Annotated in this window: 22 protein-coding genes; all 22 read left to right on the top strand. The window is 41.4% G+C overall.

Annotation, left to right across the window (positions count from 1 at the left end):
* Positions 1–56: 56 nt before the first annotated feature.
* The 22 genes from nikR (at position 57) to MUF05_06305 (ending at position 21753) form a co-directional block, all read left to right on the top strand.
* Entirely contained in the window at positions 57–470 is a 414-nt protein-coding gene (nikR, locus tag MUF05_06410; GenBank protein MCU0666707.1) for a nickel-responsive transcriptional regulator NikR, read from the top strand.
* 32 nt (positions 471–502) lie between these two features.
* Positions 503–1855, top strand: coding sequence for a carbohydrate porin (locus MUF05_06405; GenBank protein ID MCU0666706.1), 1353 nt, complete (start codon positions 503–505; stop codon positions 1853–1855).
* An 18-nt stretch (positions 1856–1873) separates the two neighbouring features.
* Positions 1874–2887 (top strand): energy-coupling factor ABC transporter permease, encoded by a 1014-nt coding sequence (locus MUF05_06400; protein MCU0666705.1) that lies wholly within the window; start codon positions 1874–1876, stop codon positions 2885–2887.
* Positions 2880–3686, top strand: coding sequence for a cobalt ECF transporter T component CbiQ (gene cbiQ / locus MUF05_06395; protein MCU0666704.1), 807 nt, complete (start codon positions 2880–2882; stop codon positions 3684–3686). Before MUF05_06400 ends, cbiQ begins: the two co-directional genes overlap by 8 nt.
* Positions 3687–4397 (top strand): energy-coupling factor ABC transporter ATP-binding protein, encoded by a 711-nt coding sequence (locus MUF05_06390; protein ID MCU0666703.1) that lies wholly within the window; start codon positions 3687–3689, stop codon positions 4395–4397.
* A 21-nt stretch (positions 4398–4418) separates the two neighbouring features.
* Positions 4419–5501 carry a glycine cleavage system aminomethyltransferase GcvT gene (gcvT, locus tag MUF05_06385; protein ID MCU0666702.1) on the top strand — a complete coding sequence of 361 codons (1083 nt, stop codon included), beginning with the start codon at positions 4419–4421 and terminating at the stop codon, positions 5499–5501.
* Positions 5502–5546: 45 nt separating this feature from the next.
* Positions 5547–5936: a glycine cleavage system protein GcvH gene (gene gcvH, locus MUF05_06380; protein MCU0666701.1), complete on the top strand. Its 390-nt coding sequence runs from the start codon at positions 5547–5549 to the stop codon at positions 5934–5936.
* Complete coding sequence (gene gcvPA / locus MUF05_06375) at positions 5933–7264, top strand: aminomethyl-transferring glycine dehydrogenase subunit GcvPA (protein MCU0666700.1); 1332 nt, start codon at positions 5933–5935, stop codon at positions 7262–7264. The genes gcvH and gcvPA overlap by 4 nt, the downstream gene beginning before the upstream one ends.
* Positions 7265–7272: 8 nt before the next feature.
* A complete protein-coding gene (gcvPB, locus tag MUF05_06370) occupies positions 7273–8718 on the top strand; it encodes an aminomethyl-transferring glycine dehydrogenase subunit GcvPB (GenBank protein MCU0666699.1) in 1446 nt (481 codons plus the stop codon).
* Complete coding sequence (locus MUF05_06365; GenBank protein ID MCU0666698.1) at positions 8715–9440, top strand: lipoate--protein ligase family protein; 726 nt, start codon at positions 8715–8717, stop codon at positions 9438–9440. Before gcvPB ends, MUF05_06365 begins: the two co-directional genes overlap by 4 nt.
* Entirely contained in the window at positions 9418–10257 is an 840-nt protein-coding gene (gene lipA, locus MUF05_06360) for a lipoyl synthase (protein ID MCU0666697.1), read from the top strand. Before MUF05_06365 ends, lipA begins: the two co-directional genes overlap by 23 nt.
* An 87-nt stretch (positions 10258–10344) precedes the next feature.
* Positions 10345–11283 (top strand): GDP-mannose 4,6-dehydratase, encoded by a 939-nt coding sequence (locus MUF05_06355; protein MCU0666696.1) that lies wholly within the window; start codon positions 10345–10347, stop codon positions 11281–11283.
* On the top strand, positions 11280–12200 hold the full coding sequence (locus MUF05_06350) for a class I SAM-dependent methyltransferase (protein MCU0666695.1): 921 nt from the start codon (positions 11280–11282) through the stop codon (positions 12198–12200). Before MUF05_06355 ends, MUF05_06350 begins: the two co-directional genes overlap by 4 nt.
* Positions 12201–12202: 2 nt before the next feature.
* Positions 12203–12931, top strand: coding sequence for a thiamine pyrophosphate-dependent enzyme (locus MUF05_06345; GenBank protein MCU0666694.1), 729 nt, complete (start codon positions 12203–12205; stop codon positions 12929–12931).
* 79 nt (positions 12932–13010) lie between these two features.
* Positions 13011–13511 (top strand): hypothetical protein, encoded by a 501-nt coding sequence (locus MUF05_06340; GenBank protein ID MCU0666693.1) that lies wholly within the window; start codon positions 13011–13013, stop codon positions 13509–13511.
* A 155-nt stretch (positions 13512–13666) separates the two neighbouring features.
* Entirely contained in the window at positions 13667–14593 is a 927-nt protein-coding gene (locus MUF05_06335; GenBank protein MCU0666692.1) for a glycosyltransferase family 2 protein, read from the top strand.
* 9 nt (positions 14594–14602) lie between these two features.
* The gene (locus tag MUF05_06330; protein MCU0666691.1) at positions 14603–15382 is read left to right on the top strand and encodes an EFR1 family ferrodoxin; all 780 of its coding nucleotides are present in this window, start codon (positions 14603–14605) and stop codon (positions 15380–15382) included.
* Between the two features lie 16 nt (positions 15383–15398).
* Positions 15399–15869 carry a transcription elongation factor GreA gene (greA, locus tag MUF05_06325; GenBank protein MCU0666690.1) on the top strand — a complete coding sequence of 157 codons (471 nt, stop codon included), beginning with the start codon at positions 15399–15401 and terminating at the stop codon, positions 15867–15869.
* 40 nt (positions 15870–15909) lie between these two features.
* Entirely contained in the window at positions 15910–17376 is a 1467-nt protein-coding gene (locus MUF05_06320) for a glycosyltransferase family 39 protein (protein ID MCU0666689.1), read from the top strand.
* 23 nt (positions 17377–17399) lie between these two features.
* Positions 17400–19130 carry a cation:proton antiporter gene (locus tag MUF05_06315; GenBank protein ID MCU0666688.1) on the top strand — a complete coding sequence of 577 codons (1731 nt, stop codon included), beginning with the start codon at positions 17400–17402 and terminating at the stop codon, positions 19128–19130.
* A gap of 6 nt (positions 19131–19136) precedes the next feature.
* Positions 19137–20657 (top strand): hypothetical protein, encoded by a 1521-nt coding sequence (locus MUF05_06310; GenBank protein MCU0666687.1) that lies wholly within the window; start codon positions 19137–19139, stop codon positions 20655–20657.
* A 58-nt stretch (positions 20658–20715) separates the two neighbouring features.
* A complete protein-coding gene (locus MUF05_06305; protein ID MCU0666686.1) occupies positions 20716–21753 on the top strand; it encodes a 3-deoxy-7-phosphoheptulonate synthase in 1038 nt (345 codons plus the stop codon).
* The last annotated feature ends 1 nt before the right edge of the window (position 21754 follow it).

Raw genomic sequence — 21754 nt, 5'->3', positions numbered from 1 at the left:
TAATACTGGTGTTACAATCTATAAAAAAGTAACACTAGATAAGAAAGGCCTGCCATATGTCCGGTTTAGTCAGATTCGGCATTTCTCTGGAAGATAACCTGCTTGAGAAATTTGACCGTCACATCAAGAACAAGAAATATACCAATCGTTCCGAAGCTATTCGGGATCTTATCAGGGAAGATTTAGTAAAGAAACAATGGCAGGAAGGAAAAGAAGTAGCCGGTGCAGTTACTATTATCTATGACCACCATGAAAGGCAGCTTGTAAATAAGCTTATGGATATACAACATGATTTCGGAGATTTTATTATTTCTACCCAACATGTGCATTTGGATCATCATAATTGTCTTGAAGTGATCATTGTCAAAGGCGCTTCTTCTAAGGCCCAAGAATTAGCTGATGTTTTAAAGTCTGTAAAAGGGGTACGGCACGCCTCTTTAAGTATGTCTACTACCGGAAAAGGCATATAGGAATAACATATATAATAAAAAGGAGGAGTTTTATGTTACTAAGGATGTGCTTGGGGTTATGTTTCTTATTTTTATCCGTTTCACAAATTTTTGCAGATCAAACACCAATTGAAGATGTGGTTAGGCAATTGCAGAAACGCATTGAAATTTTAGAGCAAAAACTCTCCCAGCAGGATGCATATATCGCAAGTCAGAAGAATGAATCATCTGCCCAGCAGGCTAAAATAAGCGATTATGAGTTAAGATTATCACAGCTTGATGAGAAAATAACCCGCAAAGAAATCTCTCCGGTAGAGCTTGCCAAAGGTTTGGATATAAGCGTTGGCATTACCGCGATCGCTCAAGGAACCAGCAACGTGAATAACGCTACTTCGGGCGTAGAGAAGAAGTCTGACCGCACAGATGCTTCGTATTCAACAGATATAATTTTGATCAAGGAATTCCAGGACGCTAATTCCAGGGCCTTTGTGCATCTTGAGGCGGGTAAAGGTGATGGCCTGAACGATGACTTAACATTATATTCCAATGTAAACAATGATCCAGATAACAATGAGGACGCGCATTTAACTGAAGCCTGGTATGAGCAGATGCTTTTAAATGGTAAGCTTGCCTTAACAGTTGGGAAATTAGATCCTACGGCATATTTTGATAATAACCAGGCAGCTAATGATGAGACAGCACAATTCTTAAGTGGTATGTTTGTAAATAATCCAGTTGTAGAATTTCCTGGTAATTCAGCGGCTATCCGTGTTGCTTATATGCCCAAAGATTGGGTGGAGTTGGGTTATGAGGTTCTTGACGCAAATAGTGATTGGGAAAAGTTAGGCGATAATTTATTTAATATGGGAGAAATCAATTTTAAGCCAAAGCTTTTCAATCTAGACGGTAATTATCGTTTTTATGCCTGGAATAATAATGCGTACCACACTAAGTGGACAGATACGGACAAGACAAAAGAGAATTCTTACGGAGCGGGTTTGAGTTTTGATCAAAGATTAAATGATATGGCTACAGTTTTTACTCGTTATGGCTGGCAGTATCCAAAGGTATATAACCCGGATACGCTTGCAACAGGGAATATAAATTATTCTCTTGGGCAATCCTGGAGCGCAGGGCTTCAACTTGAAGGTAAACCCTGGGGAAGGGATAATGATGTTTTGGGAATTGCTGTGGGGCAAATATTCCCGTCTGTAAAATATAAGAAGAGAAATAATTATTTGGCTAAACCCGAGGGGCATTTTGAGACTTACTATAAAATCTTCTTGAATAAGTATTTATCAGTAAGCCCGGATTTGCAGTATATCTGGAATCCTTTTGGAAAAGATGTGTCTGGTGATACAGCGGGTATATTTATTGGCGGAGTTAGGGCACAAGTAGACTTCTAATAAAGAAAGGCATAAATTATGCATATGGCAGATGCGTTGTTATCTCCGGTAGTAGGTGGCGTGATGTGGGCGGCAAGCGCAAGTCTTATCGCTTACAGCGCAAAGAAGGTCAAAAACGAGTCAGATCAGCGTAAAGTCCCTTTAATGGGGGTGTTGGGCGCGTTTATTTTTGCCGCTCAGATGATCAATTTTAGCATTCCTGCTACTGGTTCTAGCGGGCATTTGGGTGGAGGCATGATCCTAAGTATTCTTTTAGGGCCATACGCTGCATTTTTAGTTATGGCTTCTATATTAACGGTTCAGGCGTTTTTATTTGCCGACGGTGGGCTTCTTGCCTTAGGGTGCAATATCTTTAATCTGGGGTTTTTCACAAGCTTCATTGCTTATCCTATGATTTACAAGAAAATAGTTGGTGATAATCTCACGCGCGGCAAAATTATCGTTGGTTCTATTTTGTCGGCGATTATTGGTTTACAGCTGGGGGCGTTCGGTGTAGTTCTGGAGACAGTATTTTCCGGGATATCAGAATTGCCTTTTAAAAGTTTTGTGCTTTTGATGCAGCCGATACATTTGGCGATTGGAATAGTAGAGGGTTTGGTTACCGCTTCGGTAGTTGCTTTTGTCTGGAAGGCGCGTCCGGAAATCATTAACGCCACGGTGAATAATCGCCCTATTGGAAAAGTGGATATGCGAAAAGTGCTTTTAGGTTTATTGGCGGTTAGTTTGGTAACCGCCGCTATACTAAGTTGGTTTGCTTCCAGCAATCCCGACGGTTTGGAGTGGGCAATGTTTAAGGCTTCCGGTAAGGAAGAATTAGAGGTAAGCGAGGGCATCGGCTCATCTTTAGCCAGTATTCAGGAAAAAATCGCGGTCTTGCCGGATTATGGTTTTAAGAATCACCAAGGATCTTCCTCATACCCCGCGGTAAGCTTAGGCACATCTGTTTCAGGGTTGGTGGGAGGAACGTTAGTTTTGTCTGTCGCGGTAATTGCGGGGCTGGTTTTACGTAGGCGCAAGGTTACAAGTGAATAATATCGGTAAAAGCTCGTTAGATATAAATTATCTTGATGAATTATCTTGCGGTAACAGCTTTTTGCATCGTCTTGACCCTAGAGCGAAGTTGATCGCTACCTTGGCCTTTATTATCACAGTAATTTCTTTTGATAAATACGCGCTTTGGCAGTTAATGCCGTTTTTTATTTACCCTGTGTTCTTAATTTCTCTGGGAGGGTTGCCTGCCGGGTATTTACTCAATAGGGTATTATTGCTTTTGCCTTTCGCTGTATTTATAGGGATATTTAACCCGATTGTAGATACAAAAGTTTTTATGCAGCTGGGTCCGATAGGTGTCAGCGCGGGATGGGTTTCTTTTCTCTCCATAATCATGCGCTTTATTCTGACGGCAAGCGCCGCGTTTATTCTGATTTCTTTAACTGGTTTTAATGCTATTTGTAATGCTTTGGCAAAATTAGGCTTGCCCAGGGTTTTTGTGCAACAGTTGTTGTTTCTTTACCGCTATATATTTGTTTTGATTGATCAGGTATCCGGGATGATAAGGGCGGCATCTTTCAGGTCCTTTAAGCGCGATCTTATGTCACTAGAGATATCCGGGCCGTTCTTGGGGAATCTATTGCTGCGCACATTTCAGAGGGCGGAACGCATATACCTGGCCATGTGCTGCCGGGGTTTTGACGGCAATATGCATGTTATGCGTAGTATGAAATTTGGCATTGATGGATTTATTTTTCTATTCTTGTGGCTTGCGCTATTTATTTTCTTAAGATCTTTTGATTTATCTTTATATCTGGGCAATTTTATCATAAAAGGTTAGATGAGCCATCATATTGTAGAAGCGGCTGATTTGCATTATTCTTATCCCGACGGTACTTGTGTTTTAAAGGGGGTATCTTTTCGCATTACCCATGGAGAGTCTGTGGCAGTTGTGGGAGAAAACGGCGCAGGTAAATCCACGCTTCTCTTGCATTTAAACGGCTATTTAACCCCTACAAAAGGTTCCGTAAGAATAGGGGATTATCCGATTACCAAAGATAACTTGAAAGATGTGCGTAAGGCCGTAGGCATGATATTCCAGAATCCCGATGATCAGCTTTTTATGCCCACAGTTTTTGATGATGTGGCTTTTGGCCCGTTAAATTTAGGTTTAACTAAAGAGGAAGCAGAAAGAAAAGTAGAGGAGTCTCTTGGTCAAGTAGGGGCAGAGCATCTTTCTAAAAGGCCGCCCTATAAACTTTCTCAAGGCGAAAAACGCGCTGTTTCAATAGCTGTCGTGTTGGCGATGTCTCCGGATATCTTGGTTATGGATGAGCCAAGTTCCAGCCTTGACCCGCGTTCGCGCAGGCTCTTGATAGAATTACTCAAGGGTTTTAAGCATACTAAGATTATCGCTACCCATGATCTGGATATGGCGCGTGATTTGTGTAATCGCATTATTGTCCTTCACAAAGGGCAAGTCCTTGCTGACGGATCGGCCCAAAACATCCTAAGTGATAAGAATTTGCTTTCCCAAAGTAATCTTTTGTAGTACAATCTAAAAATCATTTCCATGGAAAACCAAAAAACACCTCTTTATTCATATCATGTTGCTTTAGGCGCTAAAATGGCCCCTTTTGGCGGATGGCTGATGCCTATCCAGTATGAAGGGATATTAGCAGAGCATGCCCATACCAGAAATCAAGTATCGGTGTTTGATATTTGTCATATGGGTGAGTTTATTTTAGAAGCCGATGCGTTTTCAAGCGGATTTGATCGGGTTGTAACCCAAAATATAACCGGTATGCCGCCTGGTACTTGCCGTTACGGGCACATGCTTAATGATAAAGCAGGGATCATTGATGACCTTATTGTTTATCGCCTAAAAGAGAAATCCTGGATGATCGTGGTTAATGCTGCGACCATCCGTTCGGATGAAGATAATCTTAAGAATAATTTAACCGGAGAATTTACATTCAATAATGTATCTAACATAACCGGCAAGCTTGATTTGCAGGGGCCAAGATCTCTTGAGGCGATAAGGGGTATTTTTGGCTCTAAGGTAGAAATGCTTAGTTACTATACTTTTGGTGAATTTGATTTTAGTTCTCAAAGGTGTATAATAAGCCGTACCGGCTATACTGGTGAATTAGGCTATGAAATATATGTTCCTTCTGAACATGTGGCTAGTTTATGGGCAAGGCTCTTAGAAGACAGCCGTGTTAAACCTGCGGGGTTAGGCTGTCGCGATACCCTGCGTCTTGAAATGGGGTATCCGCTTTACGGACATGATATTAATTTAGAGTATTCACCTGTTTCAGCAGGCCTTGATAAATTCGTAGATTATTCCAAGGATTTTATCGGTAAACAAGCCCTATTAAAAGAAAAAGAATCCGGCCCTAAAGAAAGATTGATTTATTTCAAGTCTGATTCGCGTCGCAGCGCGCGTCACGGATTTGGAATATATTCTCAAAGTAAAAGAGTCGGTACGGTAACAAGCGGGTCTTTTTCTCCAAGCTTAGGTGTAAGTATCGGCATGGGATATATAAGGGGCAATCATAAAATAGGCGATCAATTATTAATAAAAGAGGATAATATAGAAATTCCGGTAGTAATAGTTGAAAAACCTTTTTATTCTGGAGCCCGTCCAAATTAAATGGTGGGGCGACAAAATAATGCTATAACAGGAGGATCAAGTTTGATGAATATTCCAGAAAATCTTCTTTATACCAAAGATCATGAATGGGCGCGCGTAGAAGGTAAAACCGCTTATGTCGGTATTACTGATTATGCCCAGGGTTCATTGGGAGATATTACATTTGTAGATTTACCAAAAGTCGGGAAAGCATTAAAACAAGCTGATCCGGCGGCGGTTGTAGAGTCGGTTAAGGCGGCATCGGACGTTTATAGCCCATTTTCCGGCACAGTTTTATCTGTTAATCCAGAATTGGCCAGCCATCCTGAATTAGTTAACAAGTCTTGCTATGAAAAAGGTTTTTTCTTTGTGATCCAGCTTGATAATGAGCAAGAAAAAGCCAAGCTTATGGATAATAACGCTTATCAAGTTTATCTAGAGGGTCTTTCAAAATGAGTTATGTGCCACACACCAAAGAAGATATTCAGGAAATGCTTAAGGTTATTGGAGTTTCAAGCATTGATGAGCTTTTTGGTGATATTCCGCCTGCCTTAAGGCCCAAATCTTTTAATATCCCGCCAGGTAAATCAGAGTTTGAAGTAACCAAACACCTGCACAGGCTTGCTACTAAAAACGCGACCAATTTAATTAATTTTGTGGGTGCTGGATTCTATGATCATTTTATCCCAGCGGCAGTTGATGCCATTGTTAACCGCCCGGAATTTTATACGGCTTACACTCCTTATCAACCAGAGTGTTCACAAGGGTGGCTGCAGGCAATATACGAATATCAGACGATTATCTGCGAATTAACAGGGCTTGATGTTTCCAATGCTTCTTTATACGACGGAGGAACCGCGCTTTATGAAGCCTTGATGATGGCGATTCGCCTGACCGGGCGCAATAAAATTATTATGGATAGCGGGGTTAATTTAATTTACCGCACCATGCTTTATACCTATACTTCTAATCTTTCTATTGAATTTGTAGAGATCCCCATTGAGCATGGAAAAAGCTCGCGGTCAGATTTTTCAAAGCACCTGGATGACAAAACTGCGGCGGTAATTATACAAAATCCAAATTTCTTTGGGGTAGTGGATGATTACAGCGATGTAGTAGAACAGGTGCATAAGTTTGGCGCTTTGGCAATTGCCTCGGTATATCCGGTATCTTTAGGGATGCTGAAATCTCCCGGTGAGATGGGATTTGATATTGCAACCGGCGAAGGCCAGAGTTTAGGGATTCCCTTATCTTTTGGGGGCCCTTATTTAGGATTTATGTCAGCAAAAAAAGGGCTTGTGCGCCAGATGCCCGGAAGAATTGTGGGGCAAACTGTTGATAGCCAAGGTAAACGCGCTTTTGTTTTGACCCTTCAGACCCGCGAACAGCATATCCGTCGGGAAAAAGCTACTTCCAATATCTGCTCTAACGAGGCCTTATGCGCTTTGCGCGCGGTGGTATTTGCTGCGCTTTTGGGTAGAGATGGCCTAAAAGAATTAGCCCAGCTTAATTATCAGAAATCTGAATACGCTAAAAATGTTTTATCCAGAGTTTCTTCGGTTCAGGTAAAGAAAAGTTCATCTACTTTTAATGAGTTTACAGTTTTGTTGCCGCGTGACGCGGATGATGTGGTGCACCGGATGATAGAAAAAGGATTTGCCTGTGGTTTTCCTTTGGGCAGGTTTTATAAGGGTATGGATAATTATTTGCTGGTAGCGGTAACTGAAAAAAGAACCAAAGAGCAGATAAATTCCTTTGTGGATGCTCTGGAGGCTGTATTATGAGATTTCCCATGAAACTTATTTTTGAAAAGCATAAAAGCGCAAGGCGCGGATTTTCTTACGCTTCTTCTGATGTGCCGGAAGCTAAGAGCTTGCCAGATAAATATTGCCGCAAGCAAGAAGCAAAATTGCCGTCTTTAAGCGAGCTGGACGTAGTGCGCCACTATACAAACTTGTCACAGATGAATTTTTCTGTGGATGGTAATTTTTATCCTTTGGGCTCCTGCACCATGAAATATAATCCTAAGTTTACCGAGCGGGTGGCTTCTCTTGAAGGCTTTACCCATGTGCATCCATTATTGCCGCAACTTGCCGGAGGCGGGATGTTGACTCAAGGGTCTTTAGAAGTTTTGTTTGAGACAAAAAAACTTCTTTGCGAAATTACCGGGATGCATGGCTTTACCTTACAGCCTTTAGCCGGAGCGCATGGTGAGTTAACCGGAGTAATGCTGATTGCCGCGTATCACAAGGATAAAGGCGACAGGCGTAAGTATATAATCGTGCCGGATTCTTCGCATGGCACTAATCCCGCAAGCGCGGCTATTGCCGGATACAAAGTTATTGTTATTCCCACTGGTCCCGACGGTTATATGGATTTAGCGGAGTATAAAAAGCAATTAAATAAAGAAGTTGCCGCGGTAATGCTTACTTGTCCGGATACCTTAGGGATTTTTAATCCGCGCATTAAAGAAATCTCTGATATGGCGCATGAGGCAGGGGCATTGATGTATTATGACGGAGCTAATCTAAACGCAGTTTTAGGCAAGGCCCGTCCCGGAGATTTGGGCTTTGATGTAGTGCATATAAATTTGCATAAAACCTTTGGCACTCCTCATGGAGGAGGAGGTCCGGGAGCAGGGCCAGTAGGCGTAGGGGAGAAGTTAGTTGAATTCCTGCCCAACCCAAGAGTGATTAAAAGAAGTGATGCCACCTATGCCTTGGATTATCACCGCCATAAATCTATTGGTTATATCGCGCCTTTTTACGGAAATTTTGGGGTTATCTTAAAGGCTTACGCTTATATGTTACGTTTAGGTAAAGAGGGTTTGATCAGGGCTTCGGAAATGGCAGTTTTAAATGCTAACTATTGCCGGGTGAAGCTTAAAGATTATTACCAGTCAGCTTTTGATAAACCCTGTATGCATGAGTGTGTTTTTTCAGCCTCGCGCCAGGCGCAAACTGGGGTGCATGCCTTGGATATTGCCAAGTACTTAATTGATAAAGGTTATCATCCTCCCACGATTTATTTCCCGTTAATTGTCAAAGAATCCTTAATGATTGAGCCTACAGAAACCGAATCCAAAGAAACCTTGGATGAGTTTATAGATGTAATGATTGAAATCGCGAAACTTGCCCAAGATAATCCAACTGCTATTACACAAGCTCCAGTTAATACCCCTGTTAGGCGCCTTGATGAAACAAAAGCCGCGCGCGAACCAAATCTGCGTTTTGTATGAAAAAATTTAAATTAATAAGGTCGGGTTTACAAAGTGCCAGTTTTAATATGGCGCTTGATGAAAAGATCTTTAATCAATATCTAGAAGATCGTATCCCAGTATTCCGTGTATATGGATGGAAGAATCCTTCTTTTACTTATGGATTCTCTCAAACTCCCGATGATGAAATTAATCTTGATAGGTGCATAGCTTGTAATGTAGAGGTGGTAAAAAGAATTACTGGCGGCGGGATACTTTTTCATTGGCATGAGATTACCTATAGCTTTGCTTGTTCTAAAGAGGATATCAATGAGCCAGAGGGCCTGCTTGTGGGGTATCGCAGTATTTGCCGATTTCTTTTAGATTTTTATAAAAAACTTAATCTAGAGGCAAAATTTTCTGTAGAGCTTGATAGCTTCCTTAATAAAAATTTTCCCCATGAATTGTGTTGCGCATCCCATGAGAAATATGATGTTACTATTTCCGGGAAGAAGATTGGCGGCAATGCCCAAAAAAGAAAAAGGGATTGCATCTTTCAACATGGAAGCATTCCTTTTAGTATTGATTGGAAGCTTTTAGAGAGTTATTTAAAGAAAATGCCGCTTGGCATAAAAGAAAATGTAACTAGTCTATCCGAACAGTTTTCAAGTTTGCCAGAGAGGAATATTTTAGAGGATAAGCTTATTGATTCTTTTTCCGATAATTTTGGAGTAGAATTTTATGAAACCAGTTTGGTTAAATAAGAAAATAAATCTTAATGCTTGTTCCGACATGAAGAGATTGCTGCGGGAAAGTAAGCTAAATACGGTTTGCGAACAAGCCTCTTGCCCTAATATTGCAGAGTGTTTTAGCCATAACCAGGCGACATTTTTGATTTTAGGTAAATATTGCACAAGGGGCTGTAAATTCTGTAATGTTCAGAACAATACTCCAGAGGCGGTTGATCAGGAAGAGCCGATGCGTGTGGCAGAGGCAGTAAAGAAATTAAATTTGTCTCATGTAGTAATTACAAGTGTAACCCGGGATGATTTGCCTGATGGAGGAGCAAAGATTTTTGCGGGTACTGTTTTATCCATACGAAAATTATCGCCAGGAGCAAAAATTGAGATTTTAATTCCGGATTTTAAACTTTCAGATGAAGCGTTAGCTACAGTCGCAGATTCTTATCCTGATATTATCGCGCATAATATTGAGACTGTGCCTTCGCTTTACAGTTTGGTGCGTCAAGGCGCAAGTTACCAGAGGTCGCTTGATGTTTTAAGATTTATTAAGAAAATTGCGCCAGAGATTAAAACCAAATCCGGGATTATGCTGGGTATGGGCGAGAAAGAAGAAGAAGTCGCCTGCGCTATGTCAGATTTGCGTCATGCATCCTGTGATTTTTTAAGCATTGGCCAGTATCTTGCCCCAAGCATTAAACACTATCCGGTGAAGGAATATGTTACTCCCGAGAAATTTGCCTTTTATAAAGAAAAAGGCATGAAGTTAGGTTTTTTGCATGTTCAAAGCTCACCCTACACGCGCAGTTCCTACATGGCGCATGAGTATCTTAAGGAATAAGTAAATATGAGGGACGGTTCTATTCTTCAAAAAAAATAGAACCGTCCCTGTGTTTTTTGTGCTAAAATACCCTCCAAGGAGAGGTATGTGAAAAGGGTTTATCTTATTACTGGGGCTAGCGGATTTGTGGGCTCTTGCCTATTAAGGCATCTTGTTGAAAATAAAGAAGATGTCCATATAATCTTAAGAAAAGAAGCTCAAGTCTGGCGCATCAAAGATATTCTTAAGAAAACAAAAGTTCATTGTTCAGATTTAACTTCTTTTCAAGAGTTAAAGAAGATTTTCTTTAAAGCAAAACCCACTGTAATCTACCATCTTGCCGCTTATGGAGCTTATCCAGAGCAGACTGATTCAGATTTAGCATTCAAGGTTAATCTTTCCGGCACATGGAATATTTTAAAGGCTGCATCCTGCATTGATTACGAGTTGCTGGTTAATACTGGAAGCTCTTCGGAATATGGGTTTAAAGATAAGCCCATGCGCGAAGATGATTGTTTAGAACCAACAAGTTATTATGCAGTCAGTAAGTCTTCAGCGTCACTTTTATGCTCGTATTTCGCGCGCAAAGAAAAAAAACCCGTTGTTACGCTTCGGCCGTTTTCGGTTTATGGGGCCTATGAACAGCCTTCGCGCTTTGTCCCAACACTGATGCGTTGTTTGTATTTTAAGAAAGCCATGGATTTGGTAAATCCGGATATCGCGCGCGATTACATATATGTTGATGACATGGTCAGCGCTTATATGAATATATCTCGGCTAAAATTATTCCCCGGTGAAATCTTTAATATCGCAACCGGCAAACAGTCTTCAATTAAGGATATTGTAGAAAAAGCAGTCAAGGTAACCGGCAAAACTACTTCTTTTAGATGGGGCAAGATGCCGATGCGTCAGTGGGATACTTCCTGCTGGGTGGCGGATATTTCTAAGGCAAAGAAACTCTTAGGTTTTAAGCCGCAAGTCAGCTTAGAAAAAGGTTTGAGTTTGACTTGGGAATGGTTTAAAAGAAATCACTCTATATATAAATGAAACTTGTGCATACATCTTGCCCTTTGTGCGGCAGCCTTGGCGATTATAAAGTAATCTATGATCAAAATTTTGAAACTGCAGATATTAATGTAGATACTTTTTCTGCACGCCGACTTCCCGATAGGGTGCATTACCGGATTGTGAAATGCAATAAAGACGGGTTATTGCGCGCTGATCCTGTTTTAGATAAAACAACCGTAGAAGATTTTTATAGTAAGAGTAAATTTAATTACGAAAAGCAAATCAAGAATTTAACCAGCTCCTATATGCAAGCGCTGGAGCAGGTGTTAAAAAGGTTAAACCAGAACGCCAGGATCCTTGAGATTGGTTGCGGCAATGGATTTCTGCTTACAGAGCTTTTAAAAAGAGGCTATAAAAATATTTTTGGCATTGAGCCAAGCAAGCAAGCGGTACTTAAGGCCGATGGATCGCTTCAAGCAAGCATTAAAACAAGTTTTTTGACACCCGGCATATTTGAAAAAGGCTGTTTTGATTTTATTTTTTTCTTCCAGACTTTTGACCACGTTGATGCGCCAGTTGAATTCTTGCAGACTTGTTATGATCTGCTTGTGCCCGGAGGGTATGTCTTGTGTTTTAACCACGACGCAGAAAGCCTTTCCAGTAAACTCTTAGGCGAAAAAAGCCCGATTGTGGATATCGAGCATCCTTTTTTATACAGTAAGAAAACTATAAAGAAAATATTTGAAGCGCGCGGGTTTGTCACTTTAAAGATATATTCCCCATATAATAGGATTTCTTTAAGCTATTTTTTATGGCTGCTACCGCTTGGAAAAAGATTCAAAGAGTATATTTTAAAAGCAAGGTCAGGTTTTTTGAATTGGTTCTTATCTTTAAACTTTAGCTTAAGATTGGGCAATTTGTGTATTATAGCAATTAAGCCTGCAGAGGAAGGCTAATCATGGATTTTAAGAAACTGAAAAACGAGCATAAACATCTGCGCCGCAGAATCATTGAAATAAGCCATAAAAAATCTTTATCGCATTTGGGCTCCTGCTTGACGGCCGTGGACATTATAGGCGCAGTCTATCAGGCGAAGAAAAAGGATGAGCCGTTTGTCCTTTCAAGCGGACATGCCGCAGTTGCCTTGTACGCAGTATTAGAAAAACAAGGGTCTTTAAGAGAAGATTCCCTGATGCAGTTGAATATTCATCCTGATCGTAATGCAAGCTATGGCATAGATGTTTCAAGCGGCAGCTTAGGCCATGGCTTAGGTATTGCCACAGGCATGGCCTTGGGCGATAGAAAGAAAAATGTTTATTGCCTTATATCTGACGGAGAATGCGCTGAGGGAAGTATCTGGGAGGCTTTAAACATCGCCGTGGAAAACAAGCTTTCTAATCTTAATATTTTAGTTAATGCTAATGGCTGGGCAGCGTATAAGAAGGTAGACATAAGCAGTTTATTGCGTAAGTTCAAGGGGTTTGGTTTAAATCCGGTAAGCATTAATACTTGTGATCCGGATGATATTGTTAAGGCATTATCCAGAAACGCAGGCACAAAAAGTGTCCCGTTGCTTTTGTTAATAAAGACCAAATCAGAGCAGATGCCTTTTTTGAAAGGGCTTGACGCGCATTACTATGTTATGAGCGAAAAAGATTTTAAGTTTGCTATGGAGATATTGAGTTGAAGAGGGGGTGGGCTATGGGTTATGAGTTGTGGGTTGTGAGTTGTGTGGTTGGAATGAGAGTGGGAAGAGAGGGTGGGGTATGAAAGAAATTTCTGCTGTAAAGATGCGCAGGTGTTTTGCTGATGCCCTGCATGATAAAATGTCCCGGAATGATAAGATTTGGGTTGTTACAGGAGACTTAGGGTACAAAATGTGGGATAAGATACGCGCTGATTATCCGGGAAGATTTATTAATACCGGAGCCGCTGAACAGGCGATGATGGATATTTCCGTGGGGCTTGCTTTATCGGGAAAGATACCGTTTGTTTATTCTATAACTCCATTTTTATTATACCGCCCGTTTGAAACTATCCGTAATTACATAAATAATGAAATGATCCCGGTGAAACTGGTTGCTTCTGGGAGAAATAAAGATTATTTGCATGACGGCTTCTCTCATTGGGCAGAAGAAGATAAAAAGGTGATGCAGATATTTTCAAACATCACAGGCCTTTGGCCGGAAGATAATAGCCAAATCTTAAGTATGGTTGAGGAAATGGCGAATAACCCAAAGCCGTATTATATAAACTTAATAAAATAGACATATGCAATTTATCAATAACTAAGCACCAATAACCAAATAAAATCCAATAATCAATAACCAATTTACCAAATTCGTTTGGTTATTGAGGCATTGGTAATTGGTTATTATTTGGTGATTGAGATTTGATTATTGGTTATTTAAATGGAGGTTTTATGAAAAAGATATCCGCGATTATTGCCTGTTATAAAGACGAACAGGCAATCCCGATTATGCATAAGCGGCTAACAGATGTTTTTAATAAGATAGGCTGTGGCTATGAGATTATTTTTATTAATGATGGCAGCCCTGATAACAGCGAAGCTGTATTAAAACAGCTTGTGAATAAGGACGCCCATGTGGTAGCGGTTAACCATTCGCGTAATTTCGGCTCCCAAATGGCGTTTACAAGCGGCATGGACATCGCAAGTTCCGACGGGGTAGTGCTTCTTGACGGTGACCTGCAGGACCCCCCTGAGCTAATCGAGCAATTCTATAATAAATGGCTGGAAGGGTTTGACGTAATCTACGGAGTGCGCATAAAACGTGAAGCGCCAATTTTTATGCAGATAGCCTACAAGCTTTTTTACCGCCTGTTTCACCAGATCTCTTATGTGCAGGTTCCGCTTAATGCCGGAGATTTTTCTTTGATAGACAAGAAGGCGGTAGAGGTGTTAAAAAATATGCCAGAGCGCGATAGGTTTATTAGGGGCTTGCGCGCTTGGGCAGGTTTTAAGCAGACAGGTGTTTCTTATGTTAGGCCGGAACGTATGTTTGGCAAATCAACCAATAATTTCTTAAAGAATTTTAGCTGGGCGATGAAAGGAATATTCTCTTTTACTTATGTCCCGCTTGAATTAATGACCTTGCTTTCGCTTGTAACATTTTTCTTATCTATGATCGGTATCATCGCGCAGATTATTATAAAGATTATTACTCCCAGTGCCCCGCAGGGTTTTACAACAGTTTTGGTGGTAGTGCTTTTTATTGGCTCCATCCAGCTTTTAGGGATAAGCGTTTTAGGGCAGTATATCGGCAAGATATTTGAAGAAGTTAAACAGCGCCCCAGATATATTGTAAAAAGTATTTTTAAGAAAGAATAGGGGGTCTAGATGAATAACATGATTTTTTATTTTACCGGCACAGGAAATTCTTTGGAAGTCGCCCGCAGTTTAGCCAAGGAATTAGGCGATACTCAACTTTGCCCTATCGCAACTTTCCGGGAAGATATTGTAAGCGTAAGTTCGTCCTGTATAGGGATAGTATTTCCGGTGTATATGTTTGGTTTGCCTCTATTAGTTAGGGATTTTATTGATAGGCTAGAAGTGACTAAGGGTTCATATATTTTTGCAGTTGCTACTTATGGCGGGAAGGCTGGTAATGCCTTAGGTATGTGCAAGAATTTATTTGAGAAACGAAACCTTGAATTATCTTCTGCTTTCTTAATAAGAATGCCCGGTAATTATACTGCTCTTTATGGGGCAATAAAACAGGACGAACAGGATGAGATGTTTGTTAAAGCCGATAAAAGAGTAAAGGAGATCTCCTCTTTGATAAAAGACCGAAAGATTTTGCCGGTTGAAAAGGACATGGGCGCTTTAAGATTTCTTTTTTCATTTTTATATAAAGTAGCTTCTCCTAAGATCCCTAAAATGGATAAAGGCTTTTGGGCAGAGGATAAATGTAATCATTGCGGTACCTGCGTTAAGGTTTGTCCGGTTAAGAACATACAACTTCAACAGGGTAAACCTAAGTGGCTGGGGCAATGCCAGCAATGCATGGCTTGTTTGCAGTGGTGCCCCGTGGAAGCCATACAATACGGTAAAAGTACCATTGGAAAGAAGCGTTATCGTAATCCGGCAGTAGATTTAAAAGATTTGATAAACATGTAATATCAAAGGAGAAACAATGGAACCAATTTATCTTACTAAAGAAGGTTATCAGAAATTAGAAGAAGAGTTAGAGAAGCTAAAGACTGTGAAGCGCAGGGAATTATCTAAGGCGATTGGTGAGGCGCGTGCCCAAGGAGATATAAGTGAGAATGCTGAATACGATGCAGCCAAAGACGCCCAAGCGCATAATGAGTTAAGAATTTCCCAGATCGAGGAAAAGTTAAGCTGTGCGCGTATTTTAGATAATACTAATATCCCCAAGGATGAAGTGTTGATTGGGGCAACCGTGAAATTAAAGGATCTAGACACCGAAGAAGAGTTGGAATACATGCTTGTTTCTGAGGCAGAGGCCGATTACAATCTGAATAAGATTTCCGTTTCTTCTCCTGTAGGTTCGGCATTGTTAAACCATAAAATAGGCCAGGTAGTGCAGATCAAGGTTCCCGCGGGAGTTTTACAATATAAAATTACCGGGATATCAAGATAATACCGAAATACCAATTATAAAAATAGCTTAATTCATAAGAATGCAAAACCGCGACAAAGCTTCCTCAAGCAGGGTTATTTATTATGGGCTTTTTATTTTTGCTGTGTCTTTTTGGGTAAGATGGCTTCTTTTAAGCAAGGGGCCGTTCCATTACGATACCGTGGATTTTTTGATCCAAATGCGGGAACATTCTATCAGCGAGCATGGTATTTATATGCCGTTGGCCTCTGTTTTTGTGATATTTCTTTCCTGGATTAAATCCCTTTTTTTGAAAAACCTTGATGACCTGAATCTATTGATGTTCGTTACGGTTTTATTTTCGTCATTGGGCCAGATGTTAGGCTATTTATTATTTAGGAAGAGAATAGGGGATGCTTCCAGTTTTGCCCTTTTTCTTTTGTTTTCTTTTTATCCCGCTTTTCTTTCCGTAACTACATTTGGCAGGATCGATCATGCTTTGGCTTCGTTGCTGCTGCCAATCTGCCTGTTTTATTTATTTGAGTTGTCATGGATAAAATCTTCTATTTTCGCTGGTTTAGCCATTGCTTCCCGGGGCGAATGCGCCCTTGTTATTCCGGCTATGCTTTTTTGGCTTATTATTCAGAAACGGGAGAATATCCTTTATGCCTTGCGCTGCGTGTTTTTATTTTCATTGTTTTCCTTAGGGCTGTGGGCGCTTATAAGCCTTTTAGCTGCAAGGAAGGGGTGGGTAGATAATTTTATTATGCCGGAAATAGTCCAGCGTTTTTTTATTAAGAAACCGGATCAATTTTTAATCGTCTGGGAATTTACCTTCGCGCACATTGCCCAAGGGTTTGTGATGTTGGGCCAGACTTTGCGTGTTAGCATATTAGCCTGCCTGGTAGGGCTTTATTTGTGGATGAAAAAAGAAAATCTTAAATTAAATCTGTTTTTCTTTATAGCGTTTTTAGTGCCTTTTGTCTATGTGGTTAACCGTGAAGCGGACACCCCGCGTTACCTTATTGTGCCTGTGTTTTTTCTTTTTTATTACGCCGCGCGGGGGATCGCTTATTTATCTCGGGAGAGGCTTTTTCTTTCAGGGGCGCTAACATTTTTATTTATTATCCCCATGTTTTTATACATATATCCTCTTTTGTGGCAAAGGCACCTGCATGCCTATCAGGTGGATTTTGCCAAGAATATTGAAGCTTTTACCCAGCCCAACAGCTTGATTATTACCCAGGATGAATGGATATTCCTGAAGTATTACACTAAAAGAGAAGCACTGGTGCCTCCTTCTGATTGTGACGTAAATAAGTGGACAGATTTTTTATCGCAGCTTCGTAAACATTATCAAAGCGGCAGGCCCCTGTATCTTGTCTCATCCGGGCTTTCTTATGATCCCTGCCGCGTTTTATTTAACTTTATACAGAATAATTTCTTTCTGCAAAGGCAGTTTGTGCTTTTGAATGAGAATTGGCATCAGGATTGCGCGATCAGGAAACATCTTTTAAAAGAAGAATTGATGAGGCTTGTTCCGCGTTAAAATAGATAGAAAAGGAGTTTTGCATGATCATGTTCGCTCAGGACAATATTTTTATCTTTTTGCTGCAGGTTTTCTTGCTTTTAGGTTTTGCCAGGCTATTAGGCGAGATTTTCCGCAGGTTTAAGCAGCCAACTTTAACTGCAGAGATACTCGTGGGGATTTTATTCGGGCCGACAGTTTTCGGAAGGTTTTTTCCTAAGGCATATAATTTTGTTTTTCCGCAGGATCCGGCGCAGCTTTATATGCTTGAGACTGTCGCTTTGATGGGCCTTTTGTTTTTTCTTCTTGAGACCGGATTAGGCATGGATTTTTCCGCTGCCTGGCGCCATCGCGGCAATGCCTTAAAAATAGCCTCAAGCGATATTATTTTCCCGATGTTCATGGGTTTTGTTTTAAGCCTTTTTATACCTGATAGCTTCCTGGTTGATCCGTCCCAAAGAATAATATTTGCCCTTTTTATGGCTACAGTTATGACCATAAGCGCCATGCCTGTGACAATCAGGGCTCTAAATGATTTAAATATCTCTAAGACTGATTTGGGATATTTGATTATGTCGGCCTTATCGGTCAATGAAATAATCGGTTGGGTTATTTTTACGCTGGTGTTAGCTGTCTTTACTAACACCAATGTGCATCTTATTAAGCTTGTTATGGTTTTGGCGTCGGCTATAATCCTGGTGGTTTTTTGTTTAAGTTACGGCAGGCGCTTATCTGAGAAGGTGATTAATTTTATCAAGAAGTCTGAAATGCCCGAACCGGCAAGTTCGCTTACTTTTCTTTGTTTGGCCGGTTTTTTCTGCGGGGCGCTGTTTCAGAGAATAGGCATAAGCGCGATGCTGGGATTTTTTGCCGCCGGGGTAATGGCGGGAGAAGCAAAGGCGCTTCCTGAGCGCACCCGTCAGGTGATCTCCCAGATGGTCTATGCTATTTTTGTCCCGCTTTTCTTTGCCAGCATTGGTCTGAATATTGATTTCTTGCATAACTTTAATCTTAAGTTAATTATTTTTATCACCTTTGTAAGTTTCTTCGGCAAATTTATCGGGGCATGGATCGGGGTTATTTTTACCAAGCTTTCCCGGGCTAATCGGCTTTCTGTGGCGGTAGCGCATACTCCCGGAGGCTCCATGGAGATTGTTATTGGCATTTTAGCCTTGCAGTATAATCTTATTACTGAGCAGATGTTTGTGGCAATTGTGGCAAGCGGGGTGACTTCAGCAACTTTATTGGGCCCGCTCTTAAAGTATTCGCTTATGTTAAGAAAGAAAATAAGCGTGATGGAGTGTTTTTCCCATAAAGAAATTATCCTTGATATGAAAGCCAAAGACCGGGACAGCGCCATATACGAATTATGTTCTCTTGCATCAGAGCAGGGCAACATGCCTGATGCTGAAAGGATATATGCGCCTGTTTTAGCAAGAGAAAACATGATGGGCACCGCAATAGAAGAGGGCATCGCTCTTCCGCACGCGCGGATTAATTTTTTGATGCACTCAAGAGTCATCCTCGGCCGGGCAAAATCCGGGATTGAATGGAATTCTCCAGACGGTAATCCTGCAAAGTTTATTTTTCTTATCCTGACTCCAAAGCAGGATGACGAAGCGCAGGTCCAGATATTAGGCATTATCGCGCGTGTTATGTCCGATCAGAATAACCGCAAGAAATTCTTGGCTGCCGATAGCCAGCATGAAATTTGGCAGGCGCTTCAGGAACTTTTTGCCCAGCAGCATATTTATAAAAAGAAAAAACACAAGTAAACTCTAATGAGAAAACGCGCCCTTATTTCTGTGAATGTCCACCCTGGATTAGAGGATTTATCTCTGCGGCTTTCCAGGGCCGGCTGGGAGATTGTCTCCACTAAGGATGCCTGTGATTTCTTAAGATCCAAGAAAATACCGGTTGTTCAGGTTGAGGATTTTGTTGATTTTAGATACGATCTTAATTTTCCGGCGACACTGCATCCTTTAATCGAAAAAGCGCTCACCCAGGATTCTGACCAGCGCATAGATTTAGTTTATGATATCCCTTACAGTTTGAGCGCGGGTAATGATGTTGGGGGGTTAGCGTTGTTGGCCTTGGCGGTTAAAGGAAATAGAATTCCCGTAATGCATCTTTCGGACATGGAAAGGGTAGTTTCCTTATTAGAGAAAAAAGGCAAAGTCCCGCATGATGTTGTGCATGAACTGCAGGTGCAAGCCAATCTTGCCATAAGCGCGCATTATCTGAAGATAGTTAACAACAGTGAAGACGTGCAGGTGCTCCAAGGGGTAAAGAAATACCAGCTTTCAAACGGAGAAAACCCGTATCAGTCGCCGGCATATTTATATTCTATCGCGGATCATGACCCTTTAGGCTTAGGCGCTTTTAAACAAATCCATGGAGAAAGCCCCTGTTTTACTAATCTGGCGGATTTTGATGCTATCCTTGAGACTATTTCCAGGCTTTATAGCTGTTTAGTGCTAAATTCCGTGGAGAAACCTTTTATTTGCGTTGCTGCTAAACATGGCAATCCCTGCGGGATAGGGGTAAGCAGAAATGATCCGTTAAAGGCGCTTGCCTGCGCCTTGTGGGGTAACCCCAGGGCGATCTGGGGAGGGGAGCTTATCGTTAATTTCACTATCACCCCTGATCTGGCAAAGGTTATGAAAAACAGCCTGCATAGAAAAAAAGAATACGGCTCGGGAAGCTGGATGCTTGATTTGATCGCCTGCCCGCAAATAAATCCTGCGGCCTTAGAGGTTCTTTCTGCGAATACTAATAGAAAAATTTTTATCAATCCTTCGTTGAGAGAGCCTTTTTTGCGCCATCACAAGCAGTCTCTTCGCATGGTGCGTTGCGGGTTTTTGTCTCAACCTTATGCGGACTATATTTTAGATTTGCATTCTTTACGCTGGGTGGTGCCGCTAAAAGATTACCGTCGGGTTATTGATATAGCCATTGCCTGGGCCGCTTGCTATACCTCTAACTTAGGAGGTAACGAAGTCGCCCTGGCCAAGGACGCAGCGCTTCTGTCTATAGGAGGAGGGCCTTCTACTTTTGATGCCGCCAGCATTGCTTTAGCCAGGGCTTCTTCAAACGCCCATAATCCCAGGAGGGCGGTTTTTGCCGCTGACGCCTTTTTCCCGTTTCTGGATGCTGTGCAGCTTCTTTGTAAAAGCGGTGTTTTAGCAGGAGTTGTCCCGGAAGGGGGAAAACGGGAGAATTTAGTTGAAAAATATTTTATAGATAATAGAATACAAGTTGGCTTTATCCCCAAAGAGTTCCGGGGATTTTGCCGGCATTAATGAAAAAAGGCCCGGGAAGAAAGATGAAGGTTTAAAGAAGAAAGGCAGAAGACGTAAGATGAGTTTCACTAATTTAAGAAAAATACCAAAGCCCCAAGACATTCTTAAGCAGATGCCTTTGCCGTCGCGGTTGGCTTCTCTTAAAGAAAAGCGTGATAAAACAATAAAAGATATTTTTAGAAAAGATTCTAAGAAATTTCTTTTGATTATCGGGCCTTGTTCTGCCGATGATAAAGATGCTATTTATGAATATGCCCTGCGTTTGTCTTTGGTGCAGGAAAAAGTTAAGCACGTGCTTGTGTTGGTGCCGCGTATTTACACGAATAAACCGCGCACCACTGCCGAAGGGTACAAAGGCATGGTGCATCAGCCGGATCCTTGCGATCAGCCCAATATTGTTGAAGGCATAAAAGCCATTCGCCAGATGCATATGCATGTTTTAGATCATACGGGTTTAAGCTCTGCCGATGAGATGCTTTATCCGGGTAATTACCCTTATTTGGAAGACCTTTTAAGCTATGTGGCTATTGGAGCGCGTTCTGTGGAGAATCAAGAGCACCGCCTGACCGTCAGCGGGCTGGATATACCGGCAGGCATGAAAAATCCCACAAGCGGGGATATCGGGGTAATGTTAAATTCAGTTTACGCCGCGCAAAAGCCGCACATCTTTATCTATAACGGCTGGGAGGTAAAAACTGCCGGTAATCCATTCGCGCATTGCATATTGCGGGGGGCAGTGAACCAGTACGGCCAGAACATCCCCAATTATCATTATGAAAGTTTGATGCAAGTAGCAGAAGCTTACCGTAAAAGAGGGCTTGTTAATCCGGGGATGATCATAGATACCAACCATGCTAATTCCGGTAAAGATTTTCGTGAGCAGCCGCGTATCGCCAAGCAGGTTTTGCATAGCATGCAAAATTCATCTTCTTTAAGGGATATCATTAAGGGCTTGATGATCGAGAGTTACCTTGAAGAAGGCTCTCAAAGCCCGGCTGGAAAAGTAAAGGGCCAATCTATTACGGATCCGTGTTTGGGCTGGAAGGATTCTGAAAAGTTGATTTTAGATATCGCAGAGAGAATCGCTAAGATATAGG

Source organism: Candidatus Omnitrophota bacterium (genome assembly GCA_025453395.1).
GTDB lineage: Bacteria > Omnitrophota > Gorgyraeia > Gygaellales > Profunditerraquicolaceae > JAlOQK01.
The sequence above is the reverse complement of the archived record's forward strand: the minus strand, read 5'-3'. Positions and strand labels throughout refer to the sequence as shown.

What these genes read in the sequence shown, in the direction of transcription:
- nikR (MCU0666707.1), top strand. Translation starts at nt 57, where the DNA reads ATGTCCGGTTTAGTCAGATTCGGCATTTCTCTGGAAGATAACCTGCTT.
- MUF05_06405 (MCU0666706.1), top strand. Translation starts at nt 503, where the DNA reads ATGTTACTAAGGATGTGCTTGGGGTTATGTTTCTTATTTTTATCCGTT.
- MUF05_06400 (MCU0666705.1), top strand. Translation starts at nt 1,874, where the DNA reads ATGCATATGGCAGATGCGTTGTTATCTCCGGTAGTAGGTGGCGTGATG.
- MUF05_06390 (MCU0666703.1), top strand. Translation starts at nt 3,687, where the DNA reads ATGAGCCATCATATTGTAGAAGCGGCTGATTTGCATTATTCTTATCCC.
- gcvT (MCU0666702.1), top strand. Translation starts at nt 4,419, where the DNA reads ATGGAAAACCAAAAAACACCTCTTTATTCATATCATGTTGCTTTAGGC.
- gcvH (MCU0666701.1), top strand. Translation starts at nt 5,547, where the DNA reads ATGAATATTCCAGAAAATCTTCTTTATACCAAAGATCATGAATGGGCG.
- gcvPA (MCU0666700.1), top strand. Translation starts at nt 5,933, where the DNA reads ATGAGTTATGTGCCACACACCAAAGAAGATATTCAGGAAATGCTTAAG.
- gcvPB (MCU0666699.1), top strand. Translation starts at nt 7,273, where the DNA reads ATGAAACTTATTTTTGAAAAGCATAAAAGCGCAAGGCGCGGATTTTCT.
- MUF05_06365 (MCU0666698.1), top strand. Translation starts at nt 8,715, where the DNA reads ATGAAAAAATTTAAATTAATAAGGTCGGGTTTACAAAGTGCCAGTTTT.
- lipA (MCU0666697.1), top strand. Translation starts at nt 9,418, where the DNA reads ATGAAACCAGTTTGGTTAAATAAGAAAATAAATCTTAATGCTTGTTCC.
- MUF05_06350 (MCU0666695.1), top strand. Translation starts at nt 11,280, where the DNA reads ATGAAACTTGTGCATACATCTTGCCCTTTGTGCGGCAGCCTTGGCGAT.
- MUF05_06345 (MCU0666694.1), top strand. Translation starts at nt 12,203, where the DNA reads ATGGATTTTAAGAAACTGAAAAACGAGCATAAACATCTGCGCCGCAGA.
- MUF05_06340 (MCU0666693.1), top strand. Translation starts at nt 13,011, where the DNA reads ATGAAAGAAATTTCTGCTGTAAAGATGCGCAGGTGTTTTGCTGATGCC.
- MUF05_06335 (MCU0666692.1), top strand. Translation starts at nt 13,667, where the DNA reads ATGAAAAAGATATCCGCGATTATTGCCTGTTATAAAGACGAACAGGCA.
- MUF05_06330 (MCU0666691.1), top strand. Translation starts at nt 14,603, where the DNA reads ATGAATAACATGATTTTTTATTTTACCGGCACAGGAAATTCTTTGGAA.
- greA (MCU0666690.1), top strand. Translation starts at nt 15,399, where the DNA reads ATGGAACCAATTTATCTTACTAAAGAAGGTTATCAGAAATTAGAAGAA.
- MUF05_06320 (MCU0666689.1), top strand. Translation starts at nt 15,910, where the DNA reads ATGCAAAACCGCGACAAAGCTTCCTCAAGCAGGGTTATTTATTATGGG.
- MUF05_06315 (MCU0666688.1), top strand. Translation starts at nt 17,400, where the DNA reads ATGATCATGTTCGCTCAGGACAATATTTTTATCTTTTTGCTGCAGGTT.
- MUF05_06310 (MCU0666687.1), top strand. Translation starts at nt 19,137, where the DNA reads ATGAGAAAACGCGCCCTTATTTCTGTGAATGTCCACCCTGGATTAGAG.
- MUF05_06305 (MCU0666686.1), top strand. Translation starts at nt 20,716, where the DNA reads ATGAGTTTCACTAATTTAAGAAAAATACCAAAGCCCCAAGACATTCTT.